At 64.1% G+C, this 17,596-nt stretch carries 17 protein-coding genes; 11 read left to right on the forward strand and 6 right to left on the reverse strand.

The genetic code is table 11. From position 1 onward, the window contains the following. The first annotated feature begins 14 nt into the window (after positions 1–14). Positions 15–914, forward strand: a complete 900-nt coding sequence (locus IVB48_RS06015; protein ID WP_247398388.1) for a helix-turn-helix domain-containing protein — start codon at positions 15–17, stop codon at positions 912–914. A 5-nt stretch (positions 915–919) separates the two neighbouring features. Here the strand turns inward: IVB48_RS06015 and pcaG are convergent, their stop codons facing one another. After that, positions 920–1,546: a protocatechuate 3,4-dioxygenase subunit alpha gene (pcaG, locus tag IVB48_RS06020; protein WP_247398391.1), complete on the reverse strand. Its 627-nt coding sequence runs from the start codon at positions 1,544–1,546 to the stop codon at positions 920–922. 4 nt (positions 1,547–1,550) lie between these two features. Next, the gene (gene pcaH / locus IVB48_RS06025; protein ID WP_247398394.1) at positions 1,551–2,339 is read right to left on the reverse strand and encodes a protocatechuate 3,4-dioxygenase subunit beta; all 789 of its coding nucleotides are present in this window, start codon (positions 2,337–2,339) and stop codon (positions 1,551–1,553) included. Positions 2,340–2,434: 95 nt separating this feature from the next. Here pcaH and IVB48_RS06030 point away from each other — a divergent pair, with 95 nt between their 5' ends. The 6 genes from IVB48_RS06030 to IVB48_RS06055 all read left to right on the forward strand — a co-directional run bounded on the left by IVB48_RS06030 (position 2,435) and on the right by IVB48_RS06055 (position 7,783). Beyond that, entirely contained in the window at positions 2,435–3,364 is a 930-nt protein-coding gene (locus tag IVB48_RS06030) for a LysR family transcriptional regulator (RefSeq protein WP_247398397.1), read from the forward strand. 145 nt (positions 3,365–3,509) lie between these two features. Next, on the forward strand, positions 3,510–3,701 hold the full coding sequence (locus tag IVB48_RS06035) for a hypothetical protein (protein ID WP_247398408.1): 192 nt from the start codon (positions 3,510–3,512) through the stop codon (positions 3,699–3,701). 113 nt (positions 3,702–3,814) lie between these two features. Next, positions 3,815–4,279 carry a hypothetical protein gene (locus IVB48_RS06040; protein WP_247398409.1) on the forward strand — a complete coding sequence of 155 codons (465 nt, stop codon included), beginning with the start codon at positions 3,815–3,817 and terminating at the stop codon, positions 4,277–4,279. A 72-nt stretch (positions 4,280–4,351) separates the two neighbouring features. Beyond that, positions 4,352–4,780 (forward strand): Lpg1974 family pore-forming outer membrane protein, encoded by a 429-nt coding sequence (locus IVB48_RS06045; RefSeq protein WP_247398412.1) that lies wholly within the window; start codon positions 4,352–4,354, stop codon positions 4,778–4,780. Positions 4,781–4,926: 146 nt separating this feature from the next. Next, positions 4,927–6,231, forward strand: a complete 1,305-nt coding sequence (gene pncB / locus IVB48_RS06050; protein WP_247357174.1) for a nicotinate phosphoribosyltransferase — start codon at positions 4,927–4,929, stop codon at positions 6,229–6,231. 244 nt (positions 6,232–6,475) lie between these two features. Further along, positions 6,476–7,783, forward strand: coding sequence for a GGDEF domain-containing protein (locus tag IVB48_RS06055; RefSeq protein WP_247398414.1), 1,308 nt, complete (start codon positions 6,476–6,478; stop codon positions 7,781–7,783). A 14-nt stretch (positions 7,784–7,797) separates the two neighbouring features. Here IVB48_RS06055 and IVB48_RS06060 read toward each other — a convergent pair whose 3' ends face one another. Next, complete coding sequence (locus tag IVB48_RS06060; RefSeq protein WP_247398592.1) at positions 7,798–8,418, reverse strand: TetR/AcrR family transcriptional regulator; 621 nt, start codon at positions 8,416–8,418, stop codon at positions 7,798–7,800. A gap of 51 nt (positions 8,419–8,469) precedes the next feature. On the opposite strand from IVB48_RS06060, the gene IVB48_RS41290 reads away from it, so the two are divergent. From IVB48_RS41290 to IVB48_RS06070, 3 genes are all read left to right on the forward strand, one after another. Continuing rightward, a complete protein-coding gene (locus tag IVB48_RS41290) occupies positions 8,470–8,736 on the forward strand; it encodes a hypothetical protein (RefSeq protein WP_346658967.1) in 267 nt (88 codons plus the stop codon). 351 nt (positions 8,737–9,087) lie between these two features. Then, on the forward strand, positions 9,088–12,492 hold the full coding sequence (locus IVB48_RS06065; protein ID WP_247398417.1) for an acyl-[ACP]--phospholipid O-acyltransferase: 3,405 nt from the start codon (positions 9,088–9,090) through the stop codon (positions 12,490–12,492). A gap of 5 nt (positions 12,493–12,497) precedes the next feature. Continuing rightward, complete coding sequence (locus IVB48_RS06070) at positions 12,498–13,211, forward strand: alpha/beta fold hydrolase (RefSeq protein ID WP_247398419.1); 714 nt, start codon at positions 12,498–12,500, stop codon at positions 13,209–13,211. Here IVB48_RS06070 and tcuB read toward each other — a convergent pair. From tcuB to tcuA, 3 genes are read right to left on the reverse strand one after another with little or no spacing between them, the layout of a single operon-like run. Then, a complete protein-coding gene (gene tcuB, locus IVB48_RS06075; protein ID WP_247398421.1) occupies positions 13,175–14,281 on the reverse strand; it encodes a tricarballylate utilization 4Fe-4S protein TcuB in 1,107 nt (368 codons plus the stop codon). The genes IVB48_RS06070 and tcuB overlap by 37 nt on opposite strands. Before the next feature lie 4 nt (positions 14,282–14,285). Next, positions 14,286–15,314: an esterase gene (locus tag IVB48_RS06080; protein ID WP_247398423.1), complete on the reverse strand. Its 1,029-nt coding sequence runs from the start codon at positions 15,312–15,314 to the stop codon at positions 14,286–14,288. 26 nt (positions 15,315–15,340) lie between these two features. Further along, positions 15,341–16,732: an FAD-dependent tricarballylate dehydrogenase TcuA gene (gene tcuA, locus IVB48_RS06085; protein WP_247398427.1), complete on the reverse strand. Its 1,392-nt coding sequence runs from the start codon at positions 16,730–16,732 to the stop codon at positions 15,341–15,343. Between the two features lie 155 nt (positions 16,733–16,887). Here tcuA and IVB48_RS06090 point away from each other — a divergent pair, with 155 nt between their 5' ends. Beyond that, positions 16,888–17,583: a GntR family transcriptional regulator gene (locus tag IVB48_RS06090; protein WP_247398431.1), complete on the forward strand. Its 696-nt coding sequence runs from the start codon at positions 16,888–16,890 to the stop codon at positions 17,581–17,583. Positions 17,584–17,596 lie beyond the last annotated feature (13 nt).

The raw sequence follows: 17,596 nt of genomic DNA on the forward strand, positions 1-17,596 counted from the left end.
AGCGCCGCTGACCGATGGAGGCTTTCGTCTTCGTCTTGTACTATTCGAACATGAGAAGCGCAGCCCCCGCGATCCGGGTCTACAATCTGTTCGGCGAGTCCGGCGATCTGCCCGATGTCGTGCATTGCGAGACGATAGCGTCGCGCTCGGTGCTGCACGATTGGACGCTGGCCGTGCACCGCCATGCCCGGCTGCACCAGGTGCTGCTGATCGACCGCGGCGGCGGCGAAGCCACGCTCGACGGGCGCGTGGTGCAGCTGAAGCCGATGCAGATCGTCAACGTGCCTGTCGGCAACGTCCATGGCTTCCGGTTCGTGCCTGACACCCAGGGCTGGGTGCTGACCATCGCCGCGGAAATATTGGACGAAGCGCTGCTCGCCTCCGAAGGACTGCGCGGTGCCTTGTCGCGCTCGGCCGTGATACGCGGCACGCCGCAGATCCGGACCACCATGAAGCAGATCTTTGCCGAACACGCCGCGCGCGATTTCGGCCGGGCGCATGTGCTGCGCGCACTGTCGGCGGCCATGATCGGGCTGGTGGCTCGCGCGCTCACCGGCGAGAGCGGTGGCAACGGCACGGCTGAAAGCGGACTATTCCGCCGCTTCGAGGCGCTGCTGGAACAGCATCATCTGGAACGCTGGAGCGTTGCGGACTATGCGGGCGCGCTGTCGATCACGCCGACCCATCTCAACCGAGTGACGCGGTCAGCAACCGGCGACACCGCCTCGCACCTGATCCTCAACCGGCTGATCCGCGAAGCGCGGCGCAACCTCGTCTACACCAACTTGCCGGTCTCAACGATCGCCTATGCGCTGGGCTTTGAGGACCCCGCCTATTTCAGCCGGGTCTATGCCGCCGCCACGGGCGTGTCACCGCGCGCCTTTCGCGCGCAGCTCCACGGCGAGGAGACCTGAGACGATCACACGTCGAAGAACACCGTCTCTTCCGGCCCCTGCAAATTGATCGTGAAGGAGTACACGATCTTGCCGGCGCGTTCGCTGCGCTTTGCGATCAGAGTCGAGCGCCGGACCGGCTGCTCGATCAGGTTGAGCACGGGGTCGGCGGCGTTGGCGGCCTCTTCGTCCGAGAAATAGAGGCGCGTGTTCAGACCGATGTTGATACCGCGCGCGACGATCCAGACATTGATATGCGGAGCGCCTTTGCGGCCCGTCTTGTCGATGATCGCGCCCGGCTTGATGGTCTCGAAGGTGACGAGACCACTCTCGAAGTCGGAGCCGGCGCGGCCCCAGCCACGAAATTCCTCGTCAATTGCGCCGGTCGACCGGTCGGCCGGATGGTTGTAGCGGCCGGCCGCGTTGGCCTGCCAGATCTCCAGCAGCACGTCGCGCAGCGGCGTGCCGCTGCCGTCGATCACCCTGCCATCCAGCGTGATGCGTTCGCCTTGCGTGTTTGGCGTCACCAGCACGTTGGAGAAATTCTTCTCGAAAATGTCGAAGCCGGCCATGGCCGGGATCAACCCGATATGCACGTAGGGCCCGGCCGTCTGCGAGGCGGTTTCCTTGAGGTAGTTGAGCGGCTGCGGCATGGACCTAGTTCCCTGCGGTGCGATTTTCAAAGTAGGTGGAGCGCTGGCCGCGCAAGACGATGTCGAAGCGGTAGGCGAGCGAGTCGAACGGAGCCGATTCGTTGAGGTCGAGCGGCGCGACGAGGCGCTCCAGCGCATCCTTGTCCGGGATCGTCGTCAGGATCGGGCAGACCGGGATCAGGGGATCGCCCTCAAAGTACATCTGGGTGATCAGACGCTGTGCAAAGCCCGAGCCGAACACCGAAAAGTGGATGTGAGCGGGACGCCAGCTGTTGACGTAGTTGCGCCAGGGATAGGGTCCCGGCTTCACCGTCCGGAAATAATAGTAGCCAGTGTCGTCGGTCAGCGCGCGACCGCAACCGCCGAAATTCGGATCGATCGGCGCCAGATAGGTGTCCTTCTTGTGCCGGTAGCGGCCGCCGGCATTGGCTTGCCAGAACTCGACCAGCGTATTCGGCACGCCGCGGCCGGTCTCGTCCAGCACGCGGCCGTGGACGATGATGCGCTCGCCGACGGGATCACCGTCCTTGGCGTAGTTGCGGATCAAATCATTGTCGAGCGCGCCGAGGTCGTTGTGACCGAACACCGGCCCCGTAATCTCCGAGACCGAGTTCTCAAGCGACAGCAGCGCCTGGCGCGGCGAACGTAGCACCGATGATTTGTAGCCCGGCGCGTGCGCGGGCGGATGCATGGAACGGTCGCGCTGGAAGAAGCCGCCGTCACCGAGCGACGGCGTGAACGGCTCGGGGTGGTTGAGGCGGGGATCCCGCGAGGCTGGCGCCTGGGCATGCATCGGCGTTGTCTCTCCCTGTGGCGCTCCCGTTGGGGCGCACGACTTATCGGGAGATGATGGCGCCGGCTATTCTCAAGATAAATAGATTGATTATAATGAATTCCATGAACAAAATCGATCATTTGGCGCTTGATGGCCACGCGCTGGAGCTGTTCCTGGCGGTGCTGGAGGAAGGTTCGGTGACGGCGGCCGCAACGCGGCTCGGCCTGACGCAATCCGCGGTCAGCCACGCCCTCAACAAGCTGCGGCGGATCGTCGGCGATCCGCTGTTTGCCAAATCCGGCCGCGGCATTGTGGCCACGGCGCACGCCCAGGCGCTCGCGGCAAAGGCGCGAGCGCTGATCGACGAGATGCGGAGCTTTGCCGGCGGCGTCACGTTCGAGCCGGCGATCGCGCAGCTTTCGCTGACAATCGCCGCGAACGACTTCCAGCGCGACCTGCTGCTGCCGCGGTTCTTCGATCATGTCGCCGCGCAAGTGACGAGCTTGAACCTGCGCGTGATCCCCTCGCAGTCGCCCTCACCGGCGATGCTGCGGGAAAACCGCTGCGATCTGCTGATCACGCCGCTGCCGCCATCCGGCGTGGACATCGTGCAGAAGCGCCTGCTGCAAGACCATTACGTTTGTTACTACGATCCCAAAGCGCGTGCCGCGCCGGCAACGCGCGGCGCCTATCTCGCGGCGCGTCACATCACCGTGGTCTACACTGACAACGAGCGACTCGACTTCGATCGCCGGCTTGCAGCCAACGGTTTCCACCGCGACATCGCGATCTCCGTGCCGAGCTTCTCCGGCGTGCCGTCCTTCCTGCGTGGCTCGCAGATGCTGGCGAGCATGCCGAGCCTGCTGGCGCCCGGCGTGATGCACGGCTTCGCGCAGGTACGGATTCCGCTGGCCTCGCGCACGCGAACCCTGGCCGAGCTGCCGATGTTCATGGTCTGGCACCAGCGCTATCAGAAGGACCCGGCGCATCGCTGGATCAGAAGCCAGCTCGAGACCGTGGCGGCGACGGCCTCGCACCCCTGAACACGCGGGCTGCGGCGCATAAGCCACACCCAAGTCCGGAAACGACTCTTCGAATGCGGTAGCCGGTCGAGTTCAACCGAACGGTTGATGCACGTTGTGTGATTCCGCGCCACGGTCGCGCAACTGGTGCGACGAGGTGAATATAATGAAGAAGAATCTTGCGGCGCTCATGCTCGGCGCGACCGCGGCATGGACGGTCACCAGCGCCACCGCCGGAGAAATCGAAGACGTCAATGCGCGCCTCGAGGTGCTGGAAAGGCAGAACGCCGCGATCCGCAAGGAAAATGCCGCGTTGCGCGCGCGAACCAGCAGTTGCGCGAAGAAAATACGCGGCTGAAATCGCAAGGCGAACGCGCAACGAGCGAACCTGCCAGGACTGGGGCCCGATCACACCAGGACAATTCCGCATCCCGGGCGGTCACTGCTGTTTCGCAACAGGCCAGAAATCCGTTGCAGGCGTATGCCGCAGACCTACCGGTCAAGGCACAACTGCTTGCCGGTCCGGGACAGTTCAGGGCCTGGATCGAAGGCGGCGCCATCTTCAGCGGCGGGGATCCGATATCAGACACTTACGGTCTCACCGGACAGTTCGACCTGACGCCAAAGGTCGGATGGGAAACGGCTACTGGCTTCGATTATCGCTTCGCCGGATCTCCCTGGCACATCAGCGGCCAGTTCCGCTACGGCGAGGGAGGCAAGAGCACCGGCCTGGACTCACTGACGCAAACAATCGTCGTTGGCGCTGCGAGCCAGACAGGCACGGAAATCTTCGCCAATACCTACAAGGAAACCCGCTGGCTCGCCGATCTCGCGGTGGGACGCGACATCGCCGGCAGCGGACCGAGCACGCTTCAGCTGAAGGGCGGCCTTCGCGTTGCCGAATTCGTCACCCGGAGCTCAAGCTCGGACGTTTAGGCCGCGACCAGCACTGGTGTTGCGTTGCCTGGCTTTCCGGCGATCACCAGCTTTTCCACAACGCTCTCGACGTTGCGCGATACGCGCGCGAACTTCCTCGGCGCGGGACCACTCATCGGTGTCGAGGGCTCGGTCCCATTTGGCGGCAAATGGTCGTTCGATTATGCCGGCGACGCCGCCCTGCTACTCGGCCGGCAACAGTCGGCGACCAGTTCGTCGACCCTGTTCTCGGTAACGCCGTCGGTCCTTTCTCCCCTCTTTCCAGTCGCGAATACGCTCTCGACGAGCAACGATCGGTTGTTTGCCGGGGTGCTCAGCGCCGACATTCAGGTTGGCGTCTCCTATTGGATGACGCAGAACCTGAAACTCGGCGCAGGCTATCGGCTCGATGCGTTCATCAATGTGTTCAACCAGGCAGGCTCCTCCAACTCCGGTCTGACGCCCGACCGCTACACGCACGGCCCCCGCGTCACGCTCACGGGAGCGTTCGACGCCATGTAAGCCACCCGGACCGTCCCGTAGAGCGGTTCGCGAACGGGCTCTCGGAGCGATTTCGGGCCGCCCTCGCACAGCCGGATGCTCGGCGGTGGCCTGCCCTTCGCCAAATCCACTGGTTGCGCACGGGGAGCCACGCTAGAATTCTACCCATGACAGTGACCGACATTGCGAGCCGGACCTACAATCACAGCTGGCGGCTGGATCCCATCATCCGCAGCCTGCTTGATACGGACTTCTACAAGCTATTGATGTTGCAAATGATTCGGGAATCCTACCCGAATCAGCAGGTGACATTCTCGGTCATCAACCGATCGCGCCATGTGCGGCTCGCCGAAATCATCGACGAGGGCGAACTGCGCGCCCAGCTCGACCACGCCCGCACCATCCGCTTCACCAAAAAAGAGCTGATCTGGCTTGCCGGTAATACTTTCTACGGCAAGACCCACATGTTCTCGGCGGACTTCATCCGCTGGCTCGCCGAATTCCGGCTGCCCGAATACGAGCTGCGCAAGGTCGAAGGCCAGTACGAGCTGCACTTCCACGGGCCGTGGAGCCATACCACGATGTGGGAGATTCCTGCGCTCGCCATCCTCAACGAATTGCGCTCGCGGGCAGCGATGAAGGGCCGCGGCCGCTTCGAGCTCGACGTGCTCTATGCCCGGGCCAAGGCCAAGCTGTGGACCAAGGTGGAACGCCTGCGCAAGCTGGATGGCTTGCGGCTCTCCGATTTCGGCACCCGTCGCCGCCATGGCTTCCTCTGGCAGCGCTGGTGCGTGGAGGCCGTGAAGGAAGGCCTGGGCCCGTCCTTCATCGGCACTTCCAACGTGCTGCTCGCGATGGACAATGATCTCGAAGCCATCGGCACCAACGCCCATGAGCTGCCGATGGTCGCCGCGGCGCTCGCCAAGGACGACGAGGAGTTGCGCTGGGCGCCCTATCGCATCCTCGACCAGTGGCGCCAGACCTATGGCGGCAACCTCCTGATCGCGCTGCCCGACGCTTTCGGCACCAAGGCTTTCCTGCGCGATGCGCCGGAATGGGTCGCCGACTGGACCGGCTTCCGTCCCGACAGCGCGCCGCCGATCCAGGCCGGTGAGGAGATCATCAAATGGTGGGAGCAGAAGGGCCGCAATCCCAGGGACAAGCTGCTGGTGTTCTCCGACGCGATGGACGTGGGCTCGATCGAGGAGACCTACCACCACTTCACCGGCCGGGTGCGGCTCTCCTTCGGCTGGGGCACCAATCTCACCAATGATTTCGTCGGCTGCACGCCGGACGGCTCGTTCAACCTCGATCCAATTTCGCTGGTCTGCAAGGTGTCGTCGGTCGACGGACATCCGGCGGTCAAGCTCTCCGACAATCCCGAGAAGGCGACCGGCCTGCCCTCGGAGATCGAGCGCTATTTGCGCGTCTTCGGCGACGCCGGCCGCGTGCGCAAGCCGGTGCTGGTCTAGCGGCAGCATTGTCTCTCCATCAGGTAAACCACTTTGGGGCGAATGCGCGACATCGGCTCGCGATGCCGCGTCAGTTCCGGTTCGGCGGCATTTGCGACGATCTGCAAGCATCCACTTCACAACGCCTTCACCTTGCGACGCGGTCTCCTGGCATTTTCAAGTCGAGTTAAGCACCTTTGGCGCGTAATCCGCGTTATGAGCGGATCGCTCCGCTGGGGTCGTTGAGCGACTTGGGGAACGCAACGTGTTTCGCAGAACAGCGCCATCAACGAAGGGACGCAACTTCCTTCACGTCATCAAGCTCGTCTCGCCTTTCGTCACGGTCGTCCTGCTGCAGGCGGCGATCGCCGGATTCAGCCTGGAGGTGATGTCCTCGGTTCGCGCCTATGTCGCGGGCGAAGCGCTATGGTCCCGCTCGCAGAAGAACGCCGTCTATTTTCTCAATCTCTATCTGCATTCGGGCGACGCCGGCCAGTTTGCGCAATATCAGACCTCGCTGGCCGTTCCCATCGGCGACGAGTTCGCGCGCTGGGCGCTCGAGCGCGATCCGGTCGACGTCGAGGCCGCCCGCATCGGCTTCCTGCAAGGCGGCAACCATCCCGATGACGTGCCGGGACTGATCTGGCTGTTTCGCTACTTCAAACAGGTCAGCTTTCTCAAGGAAGCGATCCGCGAGTGGGCTGCCACAGACCCCATGCTGCTGGAGCTCAGCGTTTTCGGCGAGGTCATCCGGTCAGAGCTGAAGAACGGGCCCGTCCAGGACAGCAAGCGCCTGCACTTATTGTCGTCGCGGCTGTCGGAGCTTAACACCCAGTTCACGGTGCACGCCAAGCGGTTCTCCACCGTTCTCGGCGAAGGCTCGCGCACTATCAAGATGACGCTCACTGGCGTCAATATCGTCACAGCCATGACGCTGATCCTGCTCCTGATCTGGCACACGCGGCGATTGGTGCTGCAACGACAGGCGTTCGAGGATGCCTTGCATGCCGAGAAGGAGCGCCTGGCCTGGCAGGCGTCGCACGACTGGCTGACCGGCTTGTCCAACCGCCGCGCGTTCGAGGCCCGCCTGCAAAGCGAGTTGGACGGCACCGCGGCGGGTTCGCTGGGCCTGATCCTGCTCGATCTCGATCAGTTCAAGGACGTCAACGACAGCTGCGGTCACCTCGCCGGCGACCGCCTGCTCCGCCAGATTTCGCGCCTCCTGCAGCAGGAGCGGCGGCCGCATGACCTGGTCGCCCGGCTCGGCGGTGACGAATTCGGCCTAATCCTTCCGCAATGCACGCCGTACGACGCCGTCGATATCGCCGAACGGCTGCGCCGGGCGCTCGAGCTATCCGTCTTCGCCTGGGACGATCATTGCTTTGCAGTGACGGCCAGCATCGGCGTTACCTGCATCAGCGACGGCAACACCACGCTCGAGGACGCGATGCGGCGCGCGGATGCCGCCTGCTATCGCGCCAAGGAGAACGGACGCAACCGTGTTCAGGTCGACAACGGGACGACGGACGTCATCGTCGTCACCTCTCGGCAACGCAAGTCCGCCAGCGCATAGCAGCGCTCAGCACTTTATCGTATGGGCAGAATCCCGAGCCCCGCGAGATGCGCATCCAGAAATTGTTCGACCTGCTGGCGCAGCATTTGCGGCGGTACGGCCACCATACGCTCTTCGAGGCCGAGCGAGATGATCCCGTGCACGGCGGAAAACAGGGTGCGTGACAGCAGCGCGATCTGCACGTCGTCTGCATTCGGAAGCAGCCGCACCAGGGGCGCATGCATCAGCGCGAAGGCGTCCATCACCATCTGAAGGATGTCATCGGGGTAAGGGCGGTCGTCCTCCATCCGATGCTCGAACAGCGAGCGCAGCAGATTGGCGTTCGTCGCGAAGAATTCGAGGTAGGTCGCGGCCAGCCCGTAGAGCTGGCGAACGGGATCCTCGGCCGGAACCTGGCCCAACCGCAACGTCAGCGCCTTAACGGTCTCCCGATTCACGGTCAGGATCACCCCGTCGAAGTCGCCGAACTCGTTATAGACGCTGCCAACCGAGCAGCCGGCGGCGTCCGCGACGTCCCGGACTTTCAACGATTTCAATCCCTTAGCTGCAATAATGCCGCGAGCGATCTCCACGATCTGCTGCCGCCGGCGAGACTTTTTTCGATCCCGCAACGATTCATCTTGAACATTGTTCATTTTCAGGATACTCATTTGAACAATGTTCAATTTAACCCGGAGACCTGCAAAATGCAAACCCTCGCTGTTGATATCGCTTCCACCTTCGTCGATGACGCCACAGCTCTCGTGACCGGATTTGGCCGCGCCCTCCTGCGGTTCGCGACGGGGCCGATCGATCGTATCGCAGATGCCTGCGACATCGCCGGTGTCCTGACTGAGCGCCGCGCGACCTTCCGGATGTGGCGGGCCAACCGCGGCCGTGCCCGTCATGAAGGCCGCCGCATTAGCCTGCTCGGCCGCCTCTCGCCCTTTCGCCGCCTCGCCCACCTCACCTGAGGCGAGCGCAGCCGGCACGTTCGGGTCGCCCCGAATGCAATATCAAACCGCAAGGAAGGACTTACCATGTCCCGACATTCGAGCCGATGCCGCGGCCTTCGACGATGCGGTTCAGGTTTCCCTCAGCGCCCTGAGCAATATCCTGGCAGGCGCAGCCTGTCTGGATAAGGCCGCAACCGAACCATTGCGAACCAAACCACGCCACGCGGAGACCAACAGGATCGGAAGGTAAGCGCGCAGAGCAGGCCGGGGCGACTGTCGTCAACCCACAATAGCCCGTCGCATATCCTCTGGACCCAAAGTCCATCCGACAATGAAACTTCAGGCAGCCTTTCCAAAACAGGACTAGTCATGATCAGGGATTTGATGTCGTCACGCCGCTTCGCGCCGCTGTTCTGGGCGCAATTCTTCTCGGCGCTGAACGACAACGTGCTCAAGAACGCACTCGTCATCATCCTGCTTTACAGTGCCGCGACCGGCCACGGCGATGCGCTGGTGACGGTCGCAGGCGCCGTCTTCATCTTCCCCTATTTCATTCTGTCCGGGCTCGGCGGCCAGCTCGCCGACAAATACGTCAAATCCGTCGTCGCAAGGCGACTCAAATTCGCCGAGATCTTTGCCGCGGGCTTTGCCGCGGCCGGCTTCTTCCTGCACTCGGTGCCGCTGCTGTTCGCAGCACTCGCACTGTTCGGCGTCATCGCCGCGCTGTTCGGTCCCGTGAAATACGCGATGCTGCCGGACCAGCTCGAGCTCGGCGAGCTCGCGACCGGCAACGCGCTGGTCGAAGGCGCGACCTTCATGGCCATCTTGCTCGGCACCGTTGCCGGCGGCCAGTTCGTGGCCGGCTCCGCGCATATGGGCTGGGTCGCATCGGCCGTGGTCGTGCTGGCCCTGCTGTCCTGGGCCTTCGCCTCCCGCATTCCAGCGACGACGCCGTCTGCACCCGATCTGCCGGTCAACGCCAATCCCTGGACCTCGACGCTCGGCCTGTTGAAGACGCTGCACGCCGATCACCGGCTGTGGGACGGCACCGTGATCGTCTCCTGGTTCTGGCTGGTGGGCGCCATCGTGCTCTCACTGCTGCCGGCACTGGTCAAGGAGGTCATCGGCGGCACCGAAGGCGTGGTGACGTTGTGTCTCGCGATCTTCGCAATCGGCATTGCCATCGGCTCGCTGTTCGCCGCGAATCTGAGCCACGTTCGCCCGAACCTCGCGCTGGTGCCGATCGGCGCCATCATGATGGGGTTTGCCGGCATCGACCTCGCTTGGGCGATCGGCGTGACCGCCAAGGGCCAGGACATCACCGCCGCCGACTTCGCGACCTCGTTCGCGGGCCTGCGCATGCTCCTCGACTTCGTCGCTTTCGCATTCGGCGGCGGCCTGTTCGTCGTTCCGTCCTTCGCCGCCGTCCAGGCCTGGTCCGCCCCCTCCGAGCGCGCCCGCATCATCGCCGCCGGCAACGTGCTACAGGCCGCCTTCATGGTGGCCGGCTCGCTGTTCGTCGCGCTGCTGCAGGCCGGCGGATTGCACATCGGCTGGATCTTCTTCGGCCTCGGCGTCGCCAGCTTCGGCGCGGTCTGGTTCGTGCTGACGAAGTGGGGCAAGGAAGGCGTGCGTGACTTCGGCGGGCTGCTGTTCCGCGCGCTGTTCCGCACCGAGGTCCGCGGGCTGGAGAACCTGCCGCCTGCTGGCACGCGCATGCTGATCGCGCCCAACCATGTCAGCCTGATCGACGGGCCGCTGCTGCACGCCGTGCTGCCGATCGACGCGAGCTTCGCGGTCGATACCGGCATCGCCAAGGCCTGGTGGGCCAAGCCGTTCCTGCGGGTAGTCAAGCACTACACCATGGACCCCAGCAAGCCGCTGGCCGCGCGCGACCTCATTAAGCTCGTCGCCGCCGGAGAGCCGGTGGTGATCTTTCCGGAGGGACGCATTACCGTCTCCGGCTCGCTTATGAAGGTCTATGACGGCACCGCGATGATTGCGGACAAGGCCGACGCAGTCGTCGTCCCGGTCCGCATCGAAGGCGCCCAGCGCTCGCATCTCAGCTATCTCAACGGCAGCCAGATCAAGCGCTCGTGGTTTCCGCGGGTGACCGTCACCATCCTGCCGCCGGTCAAGCTTCCGGTCGATCCATCGCTCAAGGGCAAGACGCGCCGCAACGCCGCTGGCGCAGCACTTCAGGACGTGATGATCGACGCCATGGTGAAAAACGCCATGCTCGATCACACCCTGTTCGAGGCGCTCGGACACGCTTACCGCGATCGCGACACCGGCAAGGTCATCATCGAGGACGCGCTCGGCACCAAGCTGACCTATCGCAAGCTGATCCTAGGCGCGCAGGTCTTGAGCCGGAAGCTGGAGAACGGCACCGTCATCGGTGAGAATGTCGGCGTGCTGCTGCCGAACTCCGCAGGCGTCGCCGTCGTTTTCATGGCGCTGCAAAATATCGGCCGGGTGCCGGCGATGCTCAACTTCTCGGCCGGCCCGGTCAACGTCCTCGCCGCCATGAAGGCCGCACAGGTCAAGACCGTGCTGACGTCCAAGGCCTTCATCGAGAAGGGCAAGCTCGACAAGCTGATGGCCGCGATCTCCGCGGAAGTTCGCGTCGTCTATCTCGAGGATGTCCGCGCCTCGATCGGCACGGCCGACAAGATCAAGGGCCTGCTCGCCGGTACTACGCCGCGCGTCGTCCGCCAGGCGAGCGATCCAGCCGTCGTGCTGTTCACGTCGGGCTCGGAAGGCACACCCAAGGGCGTTGTGCTGTCTCACCGCAATATCCTCGCCAACGCCGCACAGGCGCTGGCGCGGGTCGATGCCAACGCCAATGACAAGGTGTTCAACGTGCTGCCGGTGTTCCATTCCTTCGGGCTGACCGGCGGAATGATGATGCCGCTGCTCGCGGGCATTCCGATCTACATGTATCCCTCGCCGCTGCACTACCGGATCGTGCCCGAGCTGATCTACCAGACCGGCGCCACGATCCTGTTCGGCACCGACACGTTCCTCACCGGCTACGCCCGCTCGGCGCACGCCTATGACTTCCGCACCCTGCGTCTGGTGATCGCCGGCGCCGAGGCGGTCAAGGATCGCACCCGGCAGGTGTTCATGGAACGCTACGGCATCCGCATCCTCGAAGGCTATGGCGTCACCGAGACCGCGCCGGTGCTGGCGATGAACACGCCCATGGCCAATCGCCCCGGAACGGTCGGCCGCCTGTCGCCGCTGATGGAAAGCCGCCTCGACCCGGTCCCCGGCATCGAGGAAGGCGGCCGCCTGTCGGTGCGCGGCCCGAACGTGATGCTCGGATACTTGCGGGCCGAAAGTCCCGGCGTGCTCGAACCGCTCGCCGAGGGCTGGCACGACACCGGCGACATCGTGGCGATCGACGCTGCCGGCTTCATCACCATCAAGGGCCGCGCCAAGCGCTTTGCCAAGATCGCCGGCGAAATGGTCTCGCTGTCGGCGGTCGAGAACATCGCGACGACCCTGTGGCCGCAGGCCGCATCGGTCGCGGTTTCGATCCCGGATCCGCGCAAGGGCGAGCGTATCGTGCTGCTGACGACGGAAAAGGGTGCCGAGCGCAGTGCAATGCAGGGCCAAGCCAAGGCCATCGGCGCATCCGAGTTGACCATTCCCGCGGCGATCATGGTGGTGGACAAGGTGCCACTGCTCGGCACCGGCAAGACCGACTACGTCACCGCAACGACGATGGCCCGCGAGCAGGCGTCTGGACCAGAGCGCGAGGTGGCATAAGCGAGATGCACGAGGTGCCTCAATCAGGCGACGCGCGATGCCCAGGAGTGGTTCTGCTTCACGGCATCGCGCGAACCTCGGCATCCATGAAAAGTCTTGAACGGGCGCTCCGGGCAAGCGGCTTCGCAACGCTCAACACCGACTATGCCAGCCGCCGCAAGCCGATCACCGCGTTCGCGAACGATATCCATCCAGAGGTTGCCCGCTTCGCCGAACGTGACGCGCCGCTGCATTTCGTCGCGCATTCGATGGGCGGTCTGGTGACGCGCGCCTATATCGCAAAATACCGTCCGGACCGGCTTGCCGGCGTGGTGATGCTGGGCACGCCGAACGGCGGCAGCGAGGTCGCCGATCTCCTCAGCCGATATCGCCTCTATAGCGCATTCTACGGCCCGGCCGGACTCGAGCTCACCACCACGTCCACGCCGCGGCCCGACGCCCTTCCCCCCGTGGACTATCCCGTCGGCGTGATCGCGGGAAACCGCTTCATCGATCCCGTCGCAGGTCTTTTCGTTCTGCCGAAGCCGAATGACGGACGGGTCTCGGTGCAAAGCACGATGGTTGCCGGCATGGCCGACCATATCGTCGTGAAGGCGTCCCATACCGGACTTCCGCGTCACGCCGCCGCGATAGAACAGACGATCGCTTTCCTGCGCGACGGCCGCTTCCGACCGTCTGAATCTCAGGAGCCTGCTTCACTGCGCCGCTCCTGCGCGTAACGCACCAGTGCTGCGAAGCGATAGATGCCGTGCACGAACTTGCCATAGGGCATGGTGATGAAAAGCGCGAAAACTGCGCCCAAATGCAGCGCCAGCAGCGGGCCCATGGCGGCGGTGTCCCGCAAGAGCAGAAGCAGCATGCCGGTGAACCCGGTCAGGAACAGCATGGCGATGAAGCCGACATCCATGCCGTAGCGCTGCTCGTCGAGCAGCGCCGGATCGCGCCGCATCTTGGCGACAAACAGGCCGATCGGCCCGATGATCAGGCCGATGCCACCGAGCGTGCCGAGCACCACCGGCAGATCCCACCACGGATACGGCGCCTCGCGGCCGAGCAGATAGTGATACAGCGTGGCGACCGAGGTCGCGGCGAAGCAGAGCAGGAAGCCATAGAAGGTCAGGTGATGGAAAAGCTTGCGCCGGTCGGTCGGCTTGTCATCCTCATTGTAGCAGCCAACGCCGCCACCGTGGAGATAGCGCAGCTCACCAGCGTCGCGTATCGCCTGAAAGATCGAGCGACCGTCCGCACGGCCGCCGATCGGCGGACCGATATCTCGGCAGAAGGCACGCACGCTCATCACCAGCGCGAAGATCGCATAAAGGATGGCGGCGCTGAACAACGCTGCCATCGCGTTGTGCGGCATCAGCTTGTAGAACGCGCCGGGGCCGGTATGCACGCCAAACAGCACGCTGCGGTCGTTCAGGGCAGCGAAGCCGAGGATGAAGGCGGCCATGCTGAGCGCGGCGACGATGCTGATGACGAGACCGTTACGCGCGAAGGCACCGGACAGCGCGTGCGGCCAGGCATAGGCCGCGTAGGATTCTGCGCGCGCGATCGCCAGCGTCTGCGGGACGTTGACGTTGAATTCGTGCGGCGGCGAGAACTGGCAGTCGACGTAGCAGGCGCCGCAGCCATGGCAGAGATTGGCGAGATAATTGAGGTCGCCATCAGAGAAGGCGCGCCGCATCTCCATGGCGGGAAACACCGCGCAAAGACCCTCGCAGTAACGGCAGGAATTGCAGACCGTCATCAAGCGGTCGGCTTCGTCCAAAATTCTGGTTCCGTGCATGGCTTTACTTCGTCAGACCTTTGCCCTCGAGCCATTTCTGAATCAGGGCTGCGACCTCGAGGTTGTTCTTGTCCATCATCACCATATGCGAATTGCCTTTGATGCCGGCCTGTGGGAGATCGATGATGTCGACGCTGCCCCCGGCTGCCTTGATGGCGTCCGCAAAGGCGATGCCATTGGCGCGGATCTTGGGCCAGCGCGAATCGCGCTCGATATAGTCGCCGTAGATGATGAGGGTCGGGATGTTCTTCAGCACATCCGCCTTGGCGGGATCGCCGATGCCGGCCGGCTCAATCGCAATCAGCGCCTTGACCTTGTCGGGACGGGCTTGCGCGACCTTGAAGCCGAAGGTGCCGGCTTGGCTGTGGAACAGAAGCACTGAGGGGCCGACGCGATCGATCTCGGCGATATAGGCGGCGATGGTCGCATCGTCGGTCGTGGTCCAGCGCGGTACGTTCTGCTTGACGAAATTCTCGTAACCCTCGACGGGGAACTGGTTGCCCGGCAACAATCTTCGCTTGGCGGGATCGGGATCGTAGGAGTTCGGCCCATCGCCGATGCGGAAACGCTCGAACGGATTGGCCGTGGTCAGGAAGACCGGCTCGCCTTTGAAGATATCGGGGTATTGCGCCCAGCCCGCGCGTCCGCGCTCTACCGCGTCGGAATTATAGACCGCCCACCCCTTGCGCAGAAAATAATTCAGCCAGCCTTCGCGTCCGTCCGGCGTGGTCTCGTAGGTGACGCCGGTCAATCCCCCGCCGTGCCACATCAGCAAGGGATAGGCACCCTTCTCGTTGGCGGGCAGGAAATACTGCACGTACATCTGCTCGACCTGATACGTGCCGTTGGGATCGACCTTGGCCGGCACGCCGCCGGGCGCGAACACGACCTCCCTCACCGGCTTGCCCGAGATTTCGACAAGGCGGCCGCCGACATGGAACGAACCCATGTCTCGTAGCGTGATCGGCTCGGCCGCCTGGGCGTGGCCGACGATCAGCAGCGCCGCGATCGCGGCGGTGGCAATGCGTGACATGGTTTCTCCCTCTGCCTTTCCTTCGCCTAGTTCTTGGCGTGGCGCGCCGCTTCCCGTCCTGCAATCCGTCCGAACACGCTGCCGATGGTCATGCCCATGCCGGCGGCATAGCCCTTGCCGAGCACGTTGCCGGCCATGATCTCGCCGGCCGCGAACATGTTCGCCGCCGGCTTGCCGTCGGCCATCAGCATCCGCGCTTCCCTGGTCACGCGCGTGCCGAGATAGGTGAAGGTGATGCCGGGCCGCACCGGATAGGCAAGATAGGGCGGCGACTCGATCCGCCGCGCCCAATGCGTCTTCTGCGGCGTGATGCCTTCGGTGCGGCAATCGTCCAGAATGGTGTGGTCGAAGGTGCCGGGCTGCACCGCGGCGTTGAATTCGGTGATGGTCTTTTCCAGTGTGGCCGGATCGAGATCGAGCTTGCCGGCGAGCTCAGCCATGGTCTGCCCGGCGATCGGAGGAAACAGCGTCGGCATGAAGCTGGTGACAACGGTCGAGTCGAAGACGATGTAGGCGATCTGGTCGGGCTGCGCGGCCACCAGCCGACCCCAGATCGCGTAGCGCTTCGGCCAAATGTCCTCACCCTCGTCGTAAAAGCGCTGCGCGTGCTTGTTGACGACGATGCCGAACACGACCGAATCGTGCCTTGTGATGATGCCACCGTCGAATTTCGGCGCGCGGGCGTCGATCGCGACCGCATGGCATTGGGTGGGATCGCCGACCTCCTGCACGCCCTTGGCGAGCAGCATCTTCAGGATCGAGCCGCGGTTATAGGGCGTGCCGCGGATCAGGAAACTGTCGGCGGCGTCGCCCCAATATTGCTTCAGCCATTCGATGTTGGCCTCGAACCCGCCGGCGGCGGCGACCAGCGATGTCGCGCGGATCTCGGTGTCGCCCTTGATCGGCCGCTTGAGACGGGCGGCGAGAAACATTCCGTCCTCGATCACGAGGTCGGTGACCTCGGCATCATATTCGACCTCGACGCCGAGCTTCTCGGCGGTGAGGTAAAGTGCGTTCAGCATTGCGCGGCCGCCGCCGAGGAAAAACGAGTTGGTGCGGCCGAGGCTCAGCGTGCCGCCGAGCGAAGGCTGCCAGCGCACGCCCTGCTCCACGATCCAGTTCAAGATGTCCTTGGACTCGCGGATCATGTGCCGGGCGAGCACCTCGTCGGTCTGGCCGCCGGTGACGCGCAGGAGATCTTCCCAAAACTCCTCCTCGGTGTAGGGGCCGGTGAGGATTTCGGTTGCCTCGTCATGGGCGCAACGCATGTTGCGGGTGTGGCGCGTGTTGCCGCCGCGATAGAATTTTGGCGCGCCTTCGAGCACCAGCACCGATGCCCCACCGCGTCGCGCGCTGATCGCCGCACACAGCGCTGCATTGCCGCCGCCGATCACCAGCACATCGTATTTGCCGCTCATGCCGTCTGCCCGATGCGACGAAGTTGGAGACATTCTGCCCGCCGGCGGCCCGGTCAATCCGGCTTGCGATTGCGCACCTTTGTATACAAAGATATACAGAAATCCCAGCAAGCGCCATCGCTGCATGGGCAGGATGCGCGAGCCCACGGGGACGCATGGCAAGACGCCCGACAAAGGCAGGCGGCTCGATCGCGCGCGGCGGCGGCGTGGCGCTTGGCGAAGCCGTGTTCCGCTCGCTCTGCGAGGCGCTGCAGGCCGGCAGCTACCGTGCGGGCGACCGCCTGCGCGAGGAAGAGGTCGCCCAGCGGCTGAAGGTCAGCCGCACCCCGGTGCGGGAAGCTCTCGGGCGGCTTGCCGCACGCGGGTTCGTCGAACCTGCCGGCGGCCGCGGCCTGATCGTACGCAACCTCGACATCTCTGAGGTGCTCGAACTCTACGCCATGCGCGAGATCATGGAGGGTGCCGCTGCCCGACTTGCGGCCGAGCACGCCTCGACGCCCGAAATCGACGCACTCCGGGATATCGAGCAGGCCTTTGTCGAAGCCTCCGAGACCGATGCGGCCGAGACGGCAGGAGACATGGCAAGGCTCAACCGCGCCTTCCACGAAGCGGTCTGCCGCGCCGCGCGCAACCGCTATCTCGATAACGCATCAGGCGAATTGCAGGACTGGATCGCACTGCTCGGTCCAACCACGTTCACGGTATCGGGCCGCCCCTCGACCAGCCACGGTGAGCACCAGGCCATCATCGAAGCCATCGCGGCTCGCGACTGCGGCAAAGCGGAGCAGCTCGCGCGCACACACATCCGCGAAGCGCTGCGCTGTCGGTTGAAGCTGTTGCAAAAGCAGTAGCAGAGCCCCGCGC

Source organism: Bradyrhizobium sp. 76 (assembly GCF_023073025.1).
In the GTDB taxonomy this organism is placed as follows: domain Bacteria; phylum Pseudomonadota; class Alphaproteobacteria; order Rhizobiales; family Xanthobacteraceae; genus Bradyrhizobium.

What these genes read in the sequence shown, in the direction of transcription:
- IVB48_RS06030 (WP_247398397.1), top strand. Translation starts at nt 2,435, where the DNA reads ATGAATTCCATGAACAAAATCGATCATTTGGCGCTTGATGGCCACGCG.
- pcaG (WP_247398391.1), bottom strand. Translation starts at nt 1,546, where the DNA reads ATGCCGCAGCCGCTCAACTACCTCAAGGAAACCGCCTCGCAGACGGCC.
- IVB48_RS06065 (WP_247398417.1), top strand. Translation starts at nt 9,088, where the DNA reads ATGATCAGGGATTTGATGTCGTCACGCCGCTTCGCGCCGCTGTTCTGG.
- tcuB (WP_247398421.1), bottom strand. Translation starts at nt 14,281, where the DNA reads ATGCACGGAACCAGAATTTTGGACGAAGCCGACCGCTTGATGACGGTC.
- tcuA (WP_247398427.1), bottom strand. Translation starts at nt 16,732, where the DNA reads ATGAGCGGCAAATACGATGTGCTGGTGATCGGCGGCGGCAATGCAGCG.
- IVB48_RS06070 (WP_247398419.1), top strand. Translation starts at nt 12,498, where the DNA reads ATGCACGAGGTGCCTCAATCAGGCGACGCGCGATGCCCAGGAGTGGTT.
- IVB48_RS06080 (WP_247398423.1), bottom strand. Translation starts at nt 15,314, where the DNA reads ATGTCACGCATTGCCACCGCCGCGATCGCGGCGCTGCTGATCGTCGGC.
- IVB48_RS06035 (WP_247398408.1), top strand. Translation starts at nt 3,510, where the DNA reads ATGAAGAAGAATCTTGCGGCGCTCATGCTCGGCGCGACCGCGGCATGG.
- IVB48_RS06015 (WP_247398388.1), top strand. Translation starts at nt 15, where the DNA reads ATGGAGGCTTTCGTCTTCGTCTTGTACTATTCGAACATGAGAAGCGCA.
- pncB (WP_247357174.1), top strand. Translation starts at nt 4,927, where the DNA reads ATGACAGTGACCGACATTGCGAGCCGGACCTACAATCACAGCTGGCGG.
- IVB48_RS41290 (WP_346658967.1), top strand. Translation starts at nt 8,470, where the DNA reads ATGCAAACCCTCGCTGTTGATATCGCTTCCACCTTCGTCGATGACGCC.
- IVB48_RS06090 (WP_247398431.1), top strand. Translation starts at nt 16,888, where the DNA reads ATGGCAAGACGCCCGACAAAGGCAGGCGGCTCGATCGCGCGCGGCGGC.
- pcaH (WP_247398394.1), bottom strand. Translation starts at nt 2,339, where the DNA reads ATGCATGCCCAGGCGCCAGCCTCGCGGGATCCCCGCCTCAACCACCCC.
- IVB48_RS06060 (WP_247398592.1), bottom strand. Translation starts at nt 8,418, where the DNA reads ATGAACAATGTTCAAGATGAATCGTTGCGGGATCGAAAAAAGTCTCGC.